Annotated in this window: 15 protein-coding genes; 10 read left to right on the top strand and 5 right to left on the bottom strand. The window is 70.8% G+C overall.

Going from position 1 to position 17,191, the window contains the following annotated elements:
* Positions 1–10: 10 nt before the first annotated feature.
* The 4 genes from ACIPLC_RS00430 to ACIPLC_RS00415 all read right to left on the bottom strand — a co-directional run bounded on the left by ACIPLC_RS00430 (position 11) and on the right by ACIPLC_RS00415 (position 5,043).
* A complete protein-coding gene (locus ACIPLC_RS00430) occupies positions 11–1,123 on the bottom strand; it encodes an ADP-ribosylglycohydrolase family protein (protein ID WP_400469167.1) in 1,113 nt (370 codons plus the stop codon).
* 42 nt (positions 1,124–1,165) lie between these two features.
* Positions 1,166–2,446: a DUF2786 domain-containing protein gene (locus tag ACIPLC_RS00425; protein WP_400469164.1), complete on the bottom strand. Its 1,281-nt coding sequence runs from the start codon at positions 2,444–2,446 to the stop codon at positions 1,166–1,168.
* A gap of 93 nt (positions 2,447–2,539) precedes the next feature.
* Complete coding sequence (locus tag ACIPLC_RS00420) at positions 2,540–4,171, bottom strand: transporter (RefSeq protein ID WP_400469161.1); 1,632 nt, start codon at positions 4,169–4,171, stop codon at positions 2,540–2,542.
* Positions 4,168–5,043, bottom strand: a complete 876-nt coding sequence (locus ACIPLC_RS00415) for an ABC transporter ATP-binding protein (RefSeq protein WP_400469158.1) — start codon at positions 5,041–5,043, stop codon at positions 4,168–4,170. The genes ACIPLC_RS00420 and ACIPLC_RS00415 overlap by 4 nt, the downstream gene beginning before the upstream one ends.
* A gap of 243 nt (positions 5,044–5,286) precedes the next feature.
* On the opposite strand from ACIPLC_RS00415, the gene ACIPLC_RS00410 reads away from it, so the two are divergent.
* From ACIPLC_RS00410 to ACIPLC_RS00365, 10 genes are all read left to right on the top strand, one after another.
* A complete protein-coding gene (locus ACIPLC_RS00410) occupies positions 5,287–5,844 on the top strand; it encodes a DUF1707 and DUF4190 domain-containing protein (protein ID WP_400469155.1) in 558 nt (185 codons plus the stop codon).
* 421 nt (positions 5,845–6,265) lie between these two features.
* A complete protein-coding gene (gene rpsL, locus ACIPLC_RS00405) occupies positions 6,266–6,637 on the top strand; it encodes a 30S ribosomal protein S12 (RefSeq protein ID WP_014144289.1) in 372 nt (123 codons plus the stop codon).
* 2 nt (positions 6,638–6,639) lie between these two features.
* On the top strand, positions 6,640–7,110 hold the full coding sequence (gene rpsG / locus ACIPLC_RS00400) for a 30S ribosomal protein S7 (protein ID WP_030055803.1): 471 nt from the start codon (positions 6,640–6,642) through the stop codon (positions 7,108–7,110).
* 39 nt (positions 7,111–7,149) lie between these two features.
* A complete protein-coding gene (gene fusA, locus ACIPLC_RS00395; protein ID WP_400469152.1) occupies positions 7,150–9,255 on the top strand; it encodes an elongation factor G in 2,106 nt (701 codons plus the stop codon).
* Between the two features lie 235 nt (positions 9,256–9,490).
* Positions 9,491–10,684 carry an elongation factor Tu gene (tuf, locus tag ACIPLC_RS00390; RefSeq protein ID WP_359897522.1) on the top strand — a complete coding sequence of 398 codons (1,194 nt, stop codon included), beginning with the start codon at positions 9,491–9,493 and terminating at the stop codon, positions 10,682–10,684.
* Between the two features lie 176 nt (positions 10,685–10,860).
* Positions 10,861–11,847, top strand: a complete 987-nt coding sequence (locus ACIPLC_RS00385; protein ID WP_400469149.1) for a glycosyltransferase family 2 protein — start codon at positions 10,861–10,863, stop codon at positions 11,845–11,847.
* Complete coding sequence (locus tag ACIPLC_RS00380; protein ID WP_400469146.1) at positions 11,844–12,266, top strand: GtrA family protein; 423 nt, start codon at positions 11,844–11,846, stop codon at positions 12,264–12,266. Before ACIPLC_RS00385 ends, ACIPLC_RS00380 begins: the two co-directional genes overlap by 4 nt.
* A gap of 274 nt (positions 12,267–12,540) precedes the next feature.
* Entirely contained in the window at positions 12,541–13,875 is a 1,335-nt protein-coding gene (locus ACIPLC_RS00375) for a hypothetical protein (RefSeq protein ID WP_400469143.1), read from the top strand.
* Between the two features lie 100 nt (positions 13,876–13,975).
* Entirely contained in the window at positions 13,976–14,665 is a 690-nt protein-coding gene (locus ACIPLC_RS00370; RefSeq protein WP_063348961.1) for a glycosyltransferase family 2 protein, read from the top strand.
* Positions 14,662–15,039 carry a DUF2304 domain-containing protein gene (locus ACIPLC_RS00365; RefSeq protein WP_400469140.1) on the top strand — a complete coding sequence of 126 codons (378 nt, stop codon included), beginning with the start codon at positions 14,662–14,664 and terminating at the stop codon, positions 15,037–15,039. The genes ACIPLC_RS00370 and ACIPLC_RS00365 overlap by 4 nt, the downstream gene beginning before the upstream one ends.
* 81 nt (positions 15,040–15,120) lie before the next feature.
* Here ACIPLC_RS00365 and ACIPLC_RS00360 read toward each other — a convergent pair whose 3' ends face one another.
* Entirely contained in the window at positions 15,121–16,830 is a 1,710-nt protein-coding gene (locus ACIPLC_RS00360) for a hypothetical protein (RefSeq protein ID WP_400469137.1), read from the bottom strand.
* Positions 16,831–17,191: the final 361 nt, after the last annotated feature.

The following is a 17,191-nucleotide window of genomic DNA, read 5'->3' as shown; positions in this document are numbered from 1 at the left end:
GAAGCAGGCGTCACCAGGCCGGGTAGCGCCCGCCGAGCGCCGGGTGGGCCGGGTCGCGGCTGCCGAACAGCACCAGCAGGTCGTCCGCGACCCGCAGCAGTTCGGCCCGGCCCTCGACCGCCCCCGCCCACTCGGCGGGCAGCGCCGAGGCGCCGTACGCGGCGCCGACCAGGTTGCCGCAGACCGCGCCGGTGGAGTCGCTGTCCCCGGAGTGGTTCACCGACAGCAGCAGCGCGCTGCGCACCGGGTCGGGTTCGAGGGTGGCCGCCAGCAGCGAGTACACCGCGATGGCCAGGCACTCCTCGGCGATCCAGCCGAGCCCGACCCGCTCCACGGACTCCGCCGACGGCTGCGACTCCTGGGCCACCCGGACGGCCCGGGCCAGCGCCTGCACCGTCTCCTTGGACCCCGGCAGCTCGCGGATCTGCTCCACGGTCTCGCCGACCGCCGCCCACGGCTCGGTCCCGTTGGCCAGCCGCTCGACCAGCGCCGCGAAGGCCCCCGCCGAGAGGTAGCCGGTCGGGTGCCCGTGGGTGAGCTGGGCGCACTGCACGGCCAGCCCGAAGGACAGCTCGACGCCCAGCCGGGCCAGCCCGAACGGCGCCGAGCGCATCACCGTGCCGCAGCCCTTGGAGTCCGGGTTGATCGGCCCCGGCTGCCCGATCGCGGACGGCGACTCGAACACCGGGTGCTCGGACACCCCGCTCAGGCAGGCGTTGCCGGGCGCCCGCGATGCGTACAGGAAGGGCCTGGTCAGCAGCCAGCCGTCGTACGGGCGGGGCTGCGGCACCGCGTCCGGCGAGCCCTGGCGCTGGGTCAGCAGCCAGCGGCGGTAGGCGGCGTGGACGGCCTCGGGCACCGAGCCGCCGCCGCCCGTCCAGCCGCGGACGAACGCGCGGATCAGGCCCTCGGCGGTGAACAGGGTCATCTGGGTGTCGTCGGTGACCTCGACCGGCCCGGCGCCGGCCGGTAGCCCGGTCACGCCGTCCGGCCCGTACCGCTGCTGGATCTGGTGGAGCTGCTGGAACTCCACCGGCCAGCCCAGCGCGTCACCGACGGCCCCGCCGAGCAGCGCTCCGCGCACCCGGTCCCGGTATCCCGATTCGGCCGCCGACTCCGTCACGTCGATCCCCTTTGGTTCGTGGCGGCTTACGTTCTATCAGGTCTACCGGCGGATCTCCCCGGCGCGCCCGTGCAGGGCGGCGCGGTCGGCGGCGGCGCGGCCGGCCGCCCAGCCCACGCCGTCGCTCACCCGGACCCGCTGCGAGACCAGCTTGGGGAACAGCCGGCCGACCTCGTCGTCCACCGCCTCGGAGCGGGCGGCGAGCGCGGGCAGCAGCCGCTCGTCGGGCAGCAGCTGCTCCTCGGTGCCGTCCTCGCGCAGGTGCCGGCCGGCCGCGGCGGCGCTGGTGGCCCGCTCGGTGGCGGCGGTCAGCCGCTCGCGGATCCGCGCCGCGTACGCGACCAGGAAGGAGTGCCGGAACGCCTTGCTGCGGGAGTCCCTGCGGGAGCCGGCCTTGTTGAGCGCGTGGGTGGCCTGCACCAGCAGCGAGGTGTAGAGCAGCTCGACGCCGTCCAGGTCGCCGTCGAAGCCGACGACGGTGCAGAAGCCGAACTCCTTGGCCCACACCACCCGGCACCGGTTGGCCGCCGCGACGGCGTCCAGCAGCATCGTCTTGGGGCTCTCGTACGGGTTGTCCACGCCGATCCGCAGCGCCGCCGGGGTGTCCCGGTCGGCACCGGCGGCGGCCAGCAGCGCGTCGTCGATGCTGTGCTGGGCCATCAGCTGCTGGGCCTTGGCGGTGAGCGCCTCGGCCTCCTCCGGGTACTCGGTGGACTCGGCCTTGGCCAGCAGCGCCCGGATCCGGGCCAGCATCCGCGGCTCGCCGGCCTGCGGTCCGGTGGCGCGTTCGGCCTGCGGCCGCCGACCGGGTGCGGGGCCGACCGGGGAGATCGGCGGCAGCCGGCCCCAGGTCCGCAGCAGCTCCAGGGTGGCGGTGGCGAGCGCGAAGCGGTCCAGCCGGTGCCGGTCGGCGAAGGCGCCGAGGTACTGCTCGTCACCGGGCCACCACACCTCGGCCTCCAGCTCGCGCAGTTGCTCCTGCCAGCGCCGGTCGAGGGCGGCCGCGGGGTGCCGGCGGCCCTCGGCGGCGATCAGGTCCACCGCGAGGGCCAGGTGGACGGGCTTCAGCCCGCGCCGGACCACCCGGGCCAGGTCGGCCGGGCGCCACCCGGCGGACCAGCAGCGGCCGACGGCGGTGTCCGCGTACCCCAGCAGCGCCCGGCTGACCGCCGGCCACTGCCCGGCCGAGGCGGCGAGCAGCGACGCCCCGGTGTCCAGGGCGAGGTCCAGCGCCTCGTCGGAGACCGTCAGCACCGATCGCACCGCCTGCTCCAGCAGCGGGCCGGCGCCCCCGTCCCCGTCCTGCTGCGCGCGCTTGCCCACGGTGTGTCCCTGCTCTCCTCGACGGTCCGGCCCTCCCGCCCATGATGCCGGAGCGCCCGGCCCCGCCGACGGGACCGGGCGCTCCGGGGCGACTCAGCGCTCGACGGCCTTGGCCAGGATCTCCGGGGCGCGCTCCAGCAGCCGCCCGGCCGCGAAGCGGATGCCGAGGGCGGCGATCAGGGCGCCGTAGAGCGGGCCGAGCACCAGGACCGGCCAGGTCGGGCCGGCGGAGAACAGCGCCCAGCCGAGGTAGCCGCTCACCGGCAGGGAGAGCAGCGTCACACCGAGCAGCGAGCCGAACTGGTTGACCAGCACCAGGCCGCCCTGTCCGGGGGCGGCGTTGCGCATCGGGTTGCTGTCGGCCGGCATGGTGTACGGCGCGAGCACGCTGAGCGTCGCGCCGAGCGCGATGCCGCAGCCGAGCAGGGCGAGCGCGATGCCGAGCGCGGACGGCAGGCCCGCCCAGTCGCCGGTGGCGGCGGCCAGCACGAGCCCGAGCACCACCGTCACCGGGAGGGCGTACGACAGCACCGCGTAGGCCCGGCCGCGCAGCTCGTCCCGGGCGTCGGCCGGGGTGAGCAGGGTGGCGGCGACCATCCAGAACGCCGAGCCGTCCATGCCGAACAGGTTGAGCATCTGCAGCCCGAGGAACATCCCGGTCATCGCCAGCAGGTAGACGCTCGACCAGCCCTGGACCATCGACAGCACGGAGATCACCAGCGTCATGCCGATGCTGGTGAACACCGCGGCCTTGGCCCGCGGCTCCCGCCAGGCGTACCGGAGGTGGCGCTGCATCGCCGCGCCGGCCCGGCCCTCGGGCAGGAAGCTCCAGCCGCGCGAGCTCTGCACCCCGCGGGCCACCTCCAGGGTGGAGGAGTCGGCGGTGACCATCAGCTCCTGCAGGCTGCCGCGCCACCAGCGCAGCAGCAGGGCGAGCAGCGCCGCGGCCGCGGCGAGCTGGAACAGCGCCAGCCCGTACCGGCCCTCGCCGGCGGTGCGGGCCGCGTCCGCCGCGCCGACCGGCGGCAGCCAGCGCAGTACGGAGGCGATCGGCGCCAGCGGGCTGAGGTCGAGCTGCTCCCCGGGCCGGCCGAAGACGCTCTGCGAGCCGACGTTGGCGGCCTGCACGAGCAGGGCGAACAGCAGTCCGCCGAAGATCGCGAAGTCCTTGCCGCGCCGGCTGGAGAGCATCCGGGCGTTGCCGGCGGCGACCGCCCGGGAGAGCGTGACCAGGCAGAGCACGGCCAGCGGGACACCGACCAGCGCGGCCGCGGCCGAGGCGCCGCCGTTGGCCCCGGACAGCGCCGCGCCGGTCACCAGCACCAGGCTGACCAGCGGGCCGGGCCCGATCAGCGCGGCCAGCAGCGAGCCGCGCAGCAGCGGACCGGGTCGCAGCGGGAGCATGGTGAGCCGGGTCGGGTCGGAGCTCTCGTCGCTGGAGAAGAGGAACAGCGGCAGCGCCGCCCAGCCGAGGGTGAGCACGCCGAGCATCATCACCCCGGCGTCCCCGGAGCCGGCGAAGCGCCCGTTCATCTTGGCGAGGGCGAAGGCGATGCCGGCCGCGAAGGCCAGGCCGAGGACAGCGCCGATGACGTAGACGGCAGTCCGGCCGGGGCTGCGCCGCAGGCCGTTGCGCAGCAGCCGCAGCTTGAGCGCGACCAGGGCGCGGACCACCGTCCGCCCGTCGGGCACCGGGGTGCGGGCGGCCGCGGGGGCGGTGCTCACTGCCCGCCCCCGAACTGCGCGCCCGCCTGGCCGCCGAGCTGTCCGCCGCCGGCCGGCGCGTTCCCGGCCGGTCCGCCGCCGAGCCAGCCGAGCGCCTGGCCGTCGTCCTCGCGGACGCCGATCAGGTCGAGGAAGGCCTCGTGCAGGCTGCGCCCGCCGCGCACGGTGTCCAGCGGGCCGTGGGCGATCACCCGGCCGGCGTTGACCACGGCGACCCAGTCGCAGAGCTGCTCGACCAGTTCCATCACGTGGCTGGAGAAGACCACCGTGGAGCCGGCCGCCGCGTACCGCTTGAGCACGCCGCGGATGGTCTGCGCGGAGACCGGGTCGACGCCCTCGAAGGGCTCGTCGAGGAACAGCACGTCGGGGTTGTGCAGCAGCGCGGTGGCCAGGCCGATCTTCTTGCGCATGCCGGTGGAGTAGTCGGCGACCAGCTTGTCGGCGTCGCGGGCGAGGTCCAGGACGGCCAGCAGTTCCTCGGCGCGACGGTCCACTTCGGCGCCGGGCAGGCCGCGCAGCCGCCCGTTGTACTGCAGCAGTTCGCGGCCGCTGAGCCGCTCGAACATCCGCAGCCCCTCGGGCAGGATGCCGATCCGGGCCTTGACCGCGACCGGGTCGGCCCAGACGTCGCCGCCGTGGACGAGGACGGTGCCCTGGTCGGGCCGGAGCAGGCCGGTGGCCATGGACAGCGTGGTGGTCTTGCCGGCGCCGTTCGGGCCGACCAGGCCGATGAAGGAGCCGGCCGGCAGCTCCAGGCTGAGCCCGGCGACGGCGGCCTGGCCGCCGAAGTGCTTCCACAGCCCCTGGATGCTGACGGCGGAGGGGGGAACGGGTACGGGACGGTCGGACGGCGGCGGCGCTGACGCCTGCATGGTGGCCTTCTCTGTTCGCTGGCGGACGGGTGTCTCGGATTCAGCCTGTCATCGCGGAAACGGGCTGTCTCCCGAGTTGAGGATCCTCTGAGTGAATGGGCCGAACAGGTGAGGCGCGCCGCCCGGACGGCGCGTTACGGCGGGTGCCGGGCTGGAATTGGCAACTACTCAGCCGCGCCGTTCGTCCTGCACTATGAGGAACAGTGAGGGCGCGGGGCCGCGTCGGGTGCCGGGAGGTGGCGGATGGCCGTTCAACCGTGGGGAGCGGCGGGCCCCGGCGAGCCGGATCGCCGCCCGGCCGGGGGCTGGCAGCCCCAGCCCGTCCCGCAGCCCGGGTTCCACGCGGGGATGCGCGCCGGGCACGCGGACCGCGACCGGACGGTCGACGTGCTGAAGGCCGCGTTCGCCGAGGGCCGGCTCTCCGCCGACGAGTACGAGCAGCGCCACGAGGCGGCGGCCGTCGCGCAGACCTACGGCCAGCTGGCCGGCCTGGTGGCCGACCTGCCCAGTGGTCCGATGCCGGCGCCGATGGCCTTCGCCGTCCCGCCCGTCCCGGCGACCTTCCTCCCGGCGCCGCCGCCCCCCGCCAGCTCGACCAGTGCGCTGGCGGTCACCTCGCTGGTCTTCGGCCTGACCGGCCTCTCGCTGCCCGCGGTGGTGGTCGGGCACGTCGCGAAGGCCCAGCTGGGCCGCCGGGACCGGACCGGCGACTGGGTGGCCACCCTCGGCCTGCTCTTCGGCTACGGCGGCTGCGCGCTCTGGACGCTGCTGATCCTGGTGGCCCTGCAGGGGCCGGTCTGAGCGGGCCGCACCGAGCGGTTCCGCTCCCGGTGGCGACGGTCGGCGGGCTGTGGTAGAGCGGGTGGAGGGTGGTCCGACACCGGGTGGTCGCGTCCGGGACACTCCTGGGACATCCGGCCGAAGGTCGCGACCTGCGGCGTTGCATTTGTTTTGACCGCGCCCGATGCGCTAGGTACGCTCTGACCTTGTGCCTGGGGTGTCCCCGGGTCCTTGTGCGTGCATGCACACCGGTCGCCGCGCCGAGCCGGAGCGCCTTCCAGCGCCCCGCGCGTTGAGCGCCGTCGCTGTACATCAGCTCATGGGATTCCGTGTCGGAATAAGCCCAACACACCCGACCGCGTGGGTCGACCACGGGGCCGTGTGTGAGGGATCACCACAGGTTAGTTCCACCAAGCCTTGGCACACAGAAAACGGAGAAACGGTGCCTACGATCCAGCAGCTGGTCCGAAAGGGCCGGCAGGACAAGGTCGAGAAGAACAAGACTCCCGCGCTGAAGGGTTCCCCGCAGCGTCGTGGGGTCTGCACGCGTGTGTACACGACCACCCCGAAGAAGCCGAACTCGGCTCTCCGCAAGGTCGCCCGTGTGCGCCTCACCAGCGGGATCGAGGTCACCGCTTACATTCCGGGCGAGGGCCACAACCTGCAGGAGCACTCCATCGTGCTGGTGCGCGGTGGTCGTGTGAAGGACCTTCCTGGTGTCCGCTACAAGATCATCCGCGGCTCGCTTGACACCCAGGGTGTCAAGAACCGCAAGCAGGCTCGCAGCCGCTACGGCGCCAAGAAGGAGAAGTAAGAATGCCTCGTAAGGGCCCCGCCCCGAAGCGCCCGGTCATCATCGACCCGGTTTACGGCTCCCCGGTCGTCACCCAGCTGGTCAACAAGATCCTGCTGCACGGCAAGCGCTCCACCGCCGAGCGGATCGTCTACGGCGCCCTCGAGGGCGTCCGTGAGAAGACCGGCTCGGACCCGGTCGTCACGCTGAAGCGCGCGCTGGAGAACGTCAAGCCGGCCCTCGAGGTCAAGTCCCGCCGTGTCGGTGGCGCGACCTACCAGGTTCCGGTCGAGGTCCGTCCGGGCCGCGCCAGCACCCTGGCGCTGCGCTGGATGGTCGGTTACTCCCGCGCCCGTCGCGAGAAGACCATGACCGAGCGCCTGATGAACGAGATCCTCGACGCCAGCAACGGTCTGGGCGCTTCCGTGAAGCGTCGCGAGGACACCCACAAGATGGCCGAGTCCAACAAGGCCTTCGCGCACTACCGCTGGTAGTCCCTACCCCGTCACTAGACAGAGAGAGAACGAGCCACCATGGCTGCAACCTCCCTTGACCTCGCCAGGGTCCGCAACATCGGGATCATGGCGCACATCGACGCGGGCAAGACCACCACCACCGAGCGGATCCTGTTCTACACCGGTGTCTCGTACAAGATCGGTGAGGTCCACGATGGCGCTGCCACCATGGACTGGATGGAGCAGGAGCAGGAGCGCGGCATCACGATCACGTCGGCCGCGACGACCTGTCACTGGACGGTCGATGACGTCGACAACACCATCAACATCATCGACACCCCGGGTCACGTCGACTTCACCGTCGAGGTGGAGCGTTCGCTGCGCGTCCTCGACGGTGCCGTGACGGTGTTCGACGGTGTGGCCGGTGTCGAGCCCCAGTCCGAGACCGTGTGGCGGCAGGCTGACCGCTACGGCGTCCCGCGCATCTGCTTCATCAACAAGCTGGACCGCACGGGCGCGAACTTCTTCTTCTGCGTCAAGACCATCGTGGACCGCCTCGGCGCGACCCCGCTGGTCATGCAGCTCCCGATCGGTGCCGAGGCGGACTTCAAGGGCGTTGTCGACCTTGTCCGCATGAAGGCGCTGGTCTGGTCCGCCGAGGCCGCCAAGGGCGAGATGTACGACATCGTCGACATCCCGGCCGAGCTGCAGGAGCAGGCGAACGAGTACCGCGAGATGCTCCTGGACGAGGTGTCGAACGTCAGCGATGACGTGATGATGCTCGCCATGGAGGGCGAGGACGTCCCCGAGGAGCTGCTGTACGAGGCGATCCGCAAGGGCACCCTGGAGTCGGCCTTCACGCCGATCTTCTGCGGTACCGCGTTCAAGAACAAGGGCGTTCAGCCCCTGCTCGACGCGGTCGTCAAGTACCTGCCGTCGCCGCTGGACATCGAGTCGGTTGAGGGCACCAAGCCCAACGACCCGGAGACCAAGATCACCCGCAAGGCCTCGGACGACGAGCCCCTGGCCGCGCTGGCGTTCAAGATCATGTCCGACCCGCACCTGGGCAAGCTCACCTTCGTCCGGATCTACTCCGGCCGCATGGAGTCCGGCACCTCGGTGCTGAACGCCGTGAAGGGCAAGAAGGAGCGCATCGGCAAGATCTACCGCATGCACGCGAACAAGCGTGAGGAGATCGAGTCGGTGGGCGCCGGCGACATCGTCGCCGTCATGGGCCTGAAGCAGACCACCACCGGTGAGACGCTGTCCGACGAGAAGAACCCGGTCGTCCTGGAGTCCATGGACTTCCCGGCCCCGGTCATCCGCGTCGCGATCGAGCCCAAGTCCAAGGGTGACCAGGAGAAGCTGGGTGTCGCCATCCAGCGTCTCGCCGAGGAGGACCCGTCCTTCCAGGTCAACACGGACGAGGAGACCGGCCAGACCATCATCGCGGGTATGGGCGAGCTGCACCTTGAGGTGCTGGTCGACCGTATGAAGCGTGAGTTCAAGGTCGAGGCCAACGTCGGCAAGCCGCAGGTCGCGTACCGCGAGACGATCCGTCAGGCCGTCGAGCGCATCGACTACACCCACAAGAAGCAGACCGGTGGTTCCGGTCAGTTCGCCAAGGTGCAGATCGCGATCGAGCCGCTCGAGCAGGCCGAGGGCTACGAGTTCGTCAACAAGGTCACCGGTGGCCGCGTGCCGCGGGAGTACATCCCGTCGGTCGACGCCGGTTGCCAGGAGGCCATGGAGTTCGGCATCCTCGCCGGCTACCCGCTGCAGGGTGTCCGCGTGAGCCTGCTCGACGGTCAGGCGCACGACGTCGACTCCTCCGAGCTCGCGTTCAAGATCGCCGGTTCGATGGCCTTCAAGGAAGGCGCGCGGAAGGCCAAGCCGGTCCTCCTCGAGCCGATGATGGCCGTCGAGGTCACCACGCCCGAGGACTACATGGGCGACGTGATCGGCGACATCAACTCTCGCCGTGGCCAGATCCGGTCCATGGACGAGCGTCACGGTGCCCGCGTCGTCACGGCGCTGGTGCCGCTCTCCGAGATGTTCGGCTACGTCGGTGATCTGCGCAGCAAGACCTCTGGTCGCGCGAGCTACTCGATGCAGTTCGACTCGTACGCCGAGGTTCCGAAGGCCGTGGCGGAGGAGATCATCGCCAAGGCCAAGGGCGAGTAAGGACCGGCGCCAGCCGGCTCCCTACGAGGCCGCGGCCGTCCCGACATTCGGGACGATTGCGAACCCTTAGGCTATTAGGAGGCGTCCCGGGAGGATCCGGTCGGATTCTCCCGGGGGGCCTCCGGCCCCCACCCCGCGGGACGGTGCGAGGTGCTTCCGGCACCTCGGGCCCAAACCCGATCAAAGACCAACTGACGTCAGCACGGCGTACAGAACTGTCCTCAGGAGGACTGCAGTGGCGAAGGCGAAGTTCGAGCGGACGAAGCCCCACGTCAACATCGGCACCATCGGTCACATTGACCACGGTAAGACGACCCTTACCGCGGCCATCACCAAGGTGCTGCACGACGCGTACCCGGAGATCAACCCCTTCACGCCGTTCGACCAGATCGACAAGGCGCCGGAGGAGCGGCAGCGCGGTATCACCATCTCGATCGCGCACGTCGAGTACCAGACCGAGGCGCGTCACTACGCCCACGTCGACTGCCCGGGTCACGCGGACTACATCAAGAACATGATCACCGGTGCGGCCCAGATGGACGGTGCGATCCTCGTCGTCGCCGCCACCGACGGCCCGATGCCGCAGACCAAGGAGCACGTCCTCCTGGCCCGCCAGGTCGGCGTCCCCTACATCGTCGTCGCCCTGAACAAGGCCGACATGGTGGACGACGAGGAGATCCTGGAGCTCGTCGAGCTCGAGGTTCGCGAGCTCCTCTCGGAGTACGAGTTCCCGGGCGACGACCTGCCGGTCGTCCGCGTCTCCGCGCTGAAGGCGCTGGAGGGCGACAAGGAGTGGGGCGAGAAGCTCCTCGGCCTGATGCACGCGGTCGACGAGGCCATCCCGACCCCGGCCCGCGCCGTGGACCAGCCGTTCCTGATGCCGATCGAGGACGTCTTCACGATCACCGGTCGTGGCACCGTCGTCACCGGTCGCATCGAGCGTGGCATCCTCAAGGTCAACGAGACTGTCGACATCATCGGCATCAAGGAGACCAAGACCACCACCACGGTCACCGGCATCGAGATGTTCCGCAAGCTGCTCGACGAGGGCCAGGCCGGTGAGAACGTCGGTCTGCTGCTCCGTGGCATCAAGCGCGAGGACGTCGAGCGCGGCCAGGTCATCATCAAGCCGGGTTCGGTCACGCCGCACACCGACTTCGAGGCCCAGTCCTACATCCTGTCGAAGGACGAGGGTGGCCGTCACACCCCGTTCTTCAACAACTACCGCCCGCAGTTCTACTTCCGTACCACGGACGTGACCGGCGTCGTGACCCTCCCCGAGGGCACCGAGATGGTCATGCCGGGCGACAACACCGCCATGACGGTCGCGCTGATCCAGCCGATCGCCATGGAGGAGGGCCTGAAGTTCGCCATCCGTGAGGGTGGCCGCACCGTCGGCGCCGGCCAGGTCACCAAGATCATCAAGTAGTCGATGTTCTGACCTGTCTGTCCCGTACAGGCGAACCGAAGGGCTCCGCACACCCCGGTGTGTGGAGCCCTTCGGCCTTCATCCGGCCTTCACCCGCTCTCACGGGCTGCTCATGGCCGGCTGTTATTGTCGGGCGACCGTCCAGCCCCGCCGTCGCGGAAAGTGGGATCCAACGCATGCCAACGGCACCACTGTTGTCGGTCGTGATGCCGATCTACAACGAGCAGGAGGCGCTCCCGCTGACCGTCGAGCGGCTGCGGCCGATCCTGGACGGGCTCGGGGTCGACTACGAGGTCGTGGGCGTCGACGACGGCAGCACGGACGCCACCCCCGTCGTCCTGCAGAAGATCCGGCAGGACTGGTCGGAGTTCCGCATCGTCCGCTTCGCCCGCAACTCGGGGCACCAGGCCGCGCTCACCGCGGGCATCCACCGGGCGCGCGGCGACTACGTGGTGAGCATCGACGCCGACCTGCAGGACCCGCCGGAGAAGATCCCGGAGATGCTCGACCTGGCCCGCGAGCAGGGCTTCGACGTCGTCTACGGCGTGCGCGGGGACCGCGCCACCGACACCGCCTTCAAGCGCCGGACGGCCGGCGCCTACTACTGGCTGATGCGCAAGCTGGTCGGCAAGCGGATGCCCAACCAGGCCGGCGACTTCCGCCTGCTCAGCCGCGCGGCCGTGGAGGCCCTCAAGCAGCTGCCCGAGCACCAGCCGGTCTACCGGCTGCTGGTGCCGTGGCTCGGCTTCCCCAGCGGCGAGGTGGTGTACGTCCGCGAGGAGCGGGTGGCCGGCGGCACCCACTACCCGCTGTCCAAGATGGTCCGGCTCGCGCTGGACAGCGTGACCAACTTCTCCGCCGCCCCGCTGCGGCTGGCCACCTGGCTCGGCCTGGTGAGCTTCGTGGTCTGCATGGCGCTCGCGGTCTACACCACCGTCTCGTACGCGCTCGGCGCGACCGTGCCCGGCTGGGCCTCGCTGTTCATCGGCATGCTCTTCATCGGCGCCGTGCAACTGATCTGCGTCGGACTGCTGGGGGAGTACGTCGGCCGGATCTACTCGGCCGTCCAGGCCCGCCCGACCTACTTCGTCGGCTACGACTCGGCGGACGACGAATCGGCGGCGGACGACGCGGCGGACGACGCGCAGGGCCTGCGCCGGTGACCGTCACCGAGGAGCCGGCCGAGCCCGCCCCGTCGACCCGCCGCCAGCTGCCGTCCTTCCTGGTCATCGGCGTGCTCAGCACCGTCTTCTACCTGGCGCTGTTCGTCGCCGCGCGGTGGTTCACCGACCCGCAGGCGGCGAACCTGATCGCGCTGGCCGTCAGCGCGGTGGCCAACACCGCGGCCAACCGCCGCTTCACCTTCGGGGTCACCGGCTCGCAGGGCATGGTCCGGCACCAACTGCAGGGCGCGGTGGCCTTCCTGATCGGGCTCGGCCTCAGTGCGGGCGCGCTCGCCCTGCTGGACCAGGTGGCACCGAACGCCTCCCGACCGGTGGAGGTCGCCGGGCTGGTCGTCGCCAACGGCCTGGCCACGGTGGCCCGGTTCGTGCTGCTGAAGGTCTGGGTCTTCCGGGGCTGAACGGCGCCCGTTCCCAGCGGTTCGCGGACCGCCCACCCGGGGCCCCGGGCCCGTCGCGGCAGCGCACCCCTCGGTATGCTGTGGCTCGTAGCCTGCCCGCTGACGGTAGTGGAAGTCCGCACCCGGCCGGGGAGACGGGCAGGGGGGGCGAGGGTGGACCCACCGTCATCGGATGTTCACGGCTACCCGCTACTATTCACAGCAATCGCACGGCCGGGCCGGCCTCGTGCGGAGACGTGTGGCAAGGTCGGCCGGTGAATTCGGTGATCATGTGATGAAGAACCCGATCGCCAAGCTGCTGGGGGTACTACCCCCGGGGGCCCGGCTCGTGGTCGGTGGCACGGTCGTGCTCGGCGCCTCGGCGTACGTCTATATGGCGCTCGTGGGCTACAGCCTGGGTACGGCCGGTGCAGCCAGGGTGACGATGCTGTGGACGATCGTGATGTCCGTCGGGTGGGGTCTGTTCCAGCCCGTCGAACTGGAGCTGACACGGCTGGTCGCCGCCCGCAAGGTGGCCGGAGCGGGGGCACTGCCCGCGGTACGGCGGATGCTGCTGCTCGCCCTGGCGATCCTGGCCGTGGCCTGCGCCGTGCTGGCCGCCGCCGCCGGCCCGATCGCCGACCAGCTGTTCGGCGGTGACCGGACACTCGTCGTGGCCCTCGCCGGCGGCATGGCGGGCCTCGCGGTGAGCTCGGTCTCCCGCGGCGCGCTGGCCGGCCTCGGGCTGTTCGGCCCCTACGGCACCCAGCTGGCCGTCGACGGTGCGCTGCGCATCGGGCTGGCCGCGCTGACCGCCATCATCGGGCTGCACTCGGCGCTGGCCTTCGGCCTGATCCTGGTGGTCGCCCCGGTCGCCGCCTCGCTGATCGGCCTGCGCGGCATCCTCGCCGACCGCGCCCCCGGGCCGGAGGTGTCCTGGCGCCAGCTCACCAGGGGTCTCGGCCTGCTGATCGCCTCCGTGATGCTCAGCCAGCTGGTGGTGAACGCGACCGTCGTCTGCGTGCGGCTGCTCGCGCCGAAGCACTCCGAGGCGTCCGACGCCCTGGTCTTCGCCCTCGGCCAGGCCGTGGTGATGGCCCGCGTGCCGCTCTTCGCCTACAGCGCCCTACAGGCCTCCATGGTCTCCGCGCTCTCCGGCGCCGCCGCGGCCGGCGACCACGCCGAGTTCCGCAAGGTGCTGACCCGCACCACGGCGATCGTCGCCGCGATGTGCGTCGGTGGCGGACTGCCGGTGATCGCGCTCGGCGCCTGGCTCAACCCACTGCTCTTCAACGCCAAGGACCTGCTCGGACCGCTGGACTTCACCTGGCTCGTCTTCGGCACGCTCTGCTACGTCCTCGCGACGGTTTTCGGCCAGGCCCTGATGTCGAGCGCCCAGCACCGCCGACAGCTGGTGGGCTGGACCGCCGGTTCCGTAGCATTGGTCGCGGTCGCCCTCTCCCCGGGCGACGTCGGTCTCCGCGCCGAGCTCGCGTACCTGGCTGGCGCGCTGATCAGCGCCATCCTGATGCTGTGGGCGCTGTACCGCGCGTTCCCCTCCCGTCCCGCCGCCTCCGGGCACTCCGGGCTGGACAGTCGGAGCGCGGTCGAGCCGCTGCGGACCTCGTGACGGCGGGGGACCGGACTGTGATTGGCCGACGCCCGTGATCACCACCGATAGACAGACCGAGGCACGCACCGCCGTGCCGTTCGCCAAGCATGGAGCCCCTGTGTCCGACTATGACAACGTCTGGCTGGTCATTCCGGCCTACAACGAAGGCCAGGTGATCGCCGAGGTCGTGGAGGGGGCACGCAAGACCTTCCCCAACATCGTGGTGATCGACGACGGCTGCACCGACGACACGGCGAAGCACGTCATGACGACCGGCGCCCACCTGGTGCGGCACCCGGTCAACCTGGGCCAGGGCGCGGCGCTGCAGACCGGTCTGAAGTACGCGCTGGAGCAGGAGGGCGCGGAGTACTTCGCCACCTTCGACGCGGACGGCCAGCACCAGACCGCCGACGTGGAGAAGATGGTGGCGCTGCTGCGCCAGGACGAGGCCGACATCGTGCTCGGCTCCCGCTTCATCGAGCAGACCGGCCAGGTGCCGTGGATCAAGCGGGTCGTGCTCCGCACCGCCGCCGCGGTCAGCCCGACCGCCCGCAAGCTCAAGCTCACCGACGCGCACAACGGTCTGCGCGTGATGAACCGCGAGGCGGCCAGCCGCATCCGGATCACCATGAACGGCATGGCGCACGCTTCGGAGATCGTTTCCTTCCTCGCCGGCTCGGACCTCCGGGTCGCCGAGGTGCCGGTGGACATCCTGTACACCGACTACTCGCGCGCCAAGGGCCAGTCCCTGATCAACGGCGTGAACATCCTCTTCGACATCTCGCTGCGGGAGCGTAACCGCCGATGAATCACCTCTGGATTCAGCTGATCCTCGTCCTGGCCGCCGTGGCCATGGCCCTCCTGTTCGTCCGGCGCTGGGACGCCGCGAACACCCGGGCGTGGAAGCGCATCGCCTTCTCGCTCTTCGTGGTCGCCAACGTCATCGCGATCCTGTGGCCGACCGGTGTGACCAAGCTGGCCAGCGCGCTGGGCGTCGGCCGTGGCACGGACCTGGTGCTCTACCTGATGGTCATCGCCATGGGCTTCCTCACGCTCAACACCTACCTGCGCTTCCGGTCGCTGGAGAAGAAGCTCACCGACCTGGCCCGTACGGTCGCCATCACCGAGGGCGTCCGCCACAACAACGACCGCCTCGACGCTCCGGTCGGCTCCGACCGTTGATCGCGCGCTCCACGCGGTAGGACACACGGCTGAGGGCCGGCACCCCCGACGGGGTGCCGGCCCTCAGCCGTTGGACGGGCCTCAGTCCTTGGCCGATCCCGCCGACGGCTTCAGAGCCGTCGGGTAGGGGTTGTCGTTCCGGCAGCTCAGCACCTGCTTCTCGGGCTTCTGCTGGTTCTCCTGGTCCTTGCGGGCCTTCTCCGCCTGGTCGTAGACGGCCGGAACGCCGGGGTCGACGCATTGCTTGGCCGAGACGTACGGCGAGCAGGTGCCGTCCAGACCGCGCAGGGTCTGGGCGGTGTAGGCGAAGACGCCGGTGTTGTAGCTTCGCGAGCCGGCCTCGGGCATGTACCGGTTCCCGGTGGACGAGCCGGCCATCCCGAACAGCAGGCCGAGCGCGCAGAGCGAGGCGAGGGCGTACCGACGGGGCGTACGGGCGGCGGCGGTCACCGGCCCCTCGGCGGTCGTCCGCTGGTGCTTCTCCAGGTACCGCTCGGTGCCGAGGAACAGCGCCAGGCCGGTGAGCACGATGAAGCAGTAGAGCAGCTGCTGGTTGGTGCGCGGGTAGAGCATCACCGCCTGGTTCTTGAACATGTGGGCGGCGTACCAGTAGCGCATCAGGAAGGCGCTGGCCGCGGCGGCGGCGGTCGCCAGCACGACGGAGTTGCGCGGGCCGACCACGAGCGCGGCGGCGGCGCCGACCAGCAGCAGGATGGCGAACAGCCCGACGCCGCCGATCTCGCCCGGCTGCGGCCAGGCGCCCAGCCCGAGGCCGCCGGGAGTGTCGCTGCCCCACATCGTGAAGTAGGTCGGCTCGGTGTAGACGTCGAAGTAGCAGTACCGGTCGACGGCCCCGCCGGCCGAGGAGAGGAACGTGCTGAGGTAGAAGCCGGCCACCGCGACGAACGCCACGATGGTGGAGCCGATCAGCACCAGGGCCGTGACCAGGGCGCCGGTGCCGTGCGTGCGCCACTGGCGGACGAGCAGGATGAGGCCCATCAGCATCAGACCGGCTGCGGACCAGACGAACCAGCCCGAGTACAGCAGGAACAGCAGGCCGAGCACGGCCCCGACGACGGCGCCCAGGACCGCGGCGCGGCGCCGGCTGAGCAGTTGGGAGCGCTGGATCAGCTGCAGCAGCTTCGCGAGCACCGGGAGCAGCCCGACCAGGACGATCGTGGTGTACGGCTTGTACGGGTCGGCCAGCGGGAGCGAGGCGGTGACGCCGATGCCCAGGGCCCACAGCGGCGGGAGGATCAGCCGCCAGGCGACGTAGGCCGTCGGTCCCAGCAGGGCGGTGAACAGCAGGCTGAGGATCTTGAGCGCGTGGCCGGGGTCGCCGTCGGCGAAGTGCTCGGTGTACCACCCGACCAGGTGCGGGAACAGCGGCGGGTAGGTGTCGTCGATCGGCTGGCCGTGGATGAGGTTGAAGGCCCAGCCCTGGAGGACGGCGGAGTCGCCGGTCTGTCCGTTGAGCGGCCACGGGGTGCCGCGAAGCGCGAGCGCGACGGCCGCGGCGAGCAGCCCGCTGGAGAGGCCGGCGAATATCGCGGCACCGAATTGCACCGGGAGTATGGACCAACGGCGCATCACGAGCATCAGCAGACCGACCGTGGCGCCCATCGCGATCAGCAGAATCAGTTGCAGCCCGGCGAGTCCGCTGACCTGCCCGACACGAACCATCGGATTGATGTCGATGAATCGGGACGCCCAGGTCATGAGCATGGCGGCCGCTATGCCGATGACACCCTCGACCGCCAGCCACCAGGCCGAACTCTGACGCCGGTACATACGTTGGGGCAGAGGGGGGAGTAGTGCCTGGTCGGGCGACCGCCGAGGCCTGGCGGCACGGTGCGGAGCGCTGATGGTCATCCTGGAAGGCCCTTCAGAACCCGGTTGTCCGGGAGTTGGCATGTCACCCCGACGATATCCTAGAGGTCTGGACCAGCCTTGCTCCGGTGGCGGATATTTAAATCAGCGAAAATCCGGACATCGGGAGCGGTAATTCATTGCCGCGATGTCCGGCGGACTGAATTTCGTCGGCCGGATCTTCCGATTGGTCACATATGCGAACGCCGACGCCGGCCGTCGGACCCCCGGGGCGGCTGTCCCGCCCGACGCATCCGTTCGAAAAAGCTGGTTGACTTGGCTC

The sequence above is a fragment of the Kitasatospora sp. NPDC086801 genome (assembly GCF_044745805.1).
Lineage (GTDB): Bacteria > Actinomycetota > Actinomycetes > Streptomycetales > Streptomycetaceae > Kitasatospora.
This window is presented reverse-complemented; position numbering and strand designations above follow the sequence as displayed.

Coding starts and splice junctions, on each gene's coding strand:
- rpsG (WP_030055803.1), top strand. CDS start 6,640: ATGCCTCGTAAGGGCCCCGCCCCGAAGCGCCCGGTCATCATCGACCCG.
- ACIPLC_RS00360 (WP_400469137.1), bottom strand. CDS start 16,830: ATGTACCGGCGTCAGAGTTCGGCCTGGTGGCTGGCGGTCGAGGGTGTC.
- ACIPLC_RS00385 (WP_400469149.1), top strand. CDS start 10,861: ATGCCAACGGCACCACTGTTGTCGGTCGTGATGCCGATCTACAACGAG.
- fusA (WP_400469152.1), top strand. CDS start 7,150: ATGGCTGCAACCTCCCTTGACCTCGCCAGGGTCCGCAACATCGGGATC.
- ACIPLC_RS00375 (WP_400469143.1), top strand. CDS start 12,541: ATGAAGAACCCGATCGCCAAGCTGCTGGGGGTACTACCCCCGGGGGCC.
- ACIPLC_RS00415 (WP_400469158.1), bottom strand. CDS start 5,043: ATGCAGGCGTCAGCGCCGCCGCCGTCCGACCGTCCCGTACCCGTTCCC.
- ACIPLC_RS00410 (WP_400469155.1), top strand. CDS start 5,287: ATGGCCGTTCAACCGTGGGGAGCGGCGGGCCCCGGCGAGCCGGATCGC.
- ACIPLC_RS00365 (WP_400469140.1), top strand. CDS start 14,662: ATGAATCACCTCTGGATTCAGCTGATCCTCGTCCTGGCCGCCGTGGCC.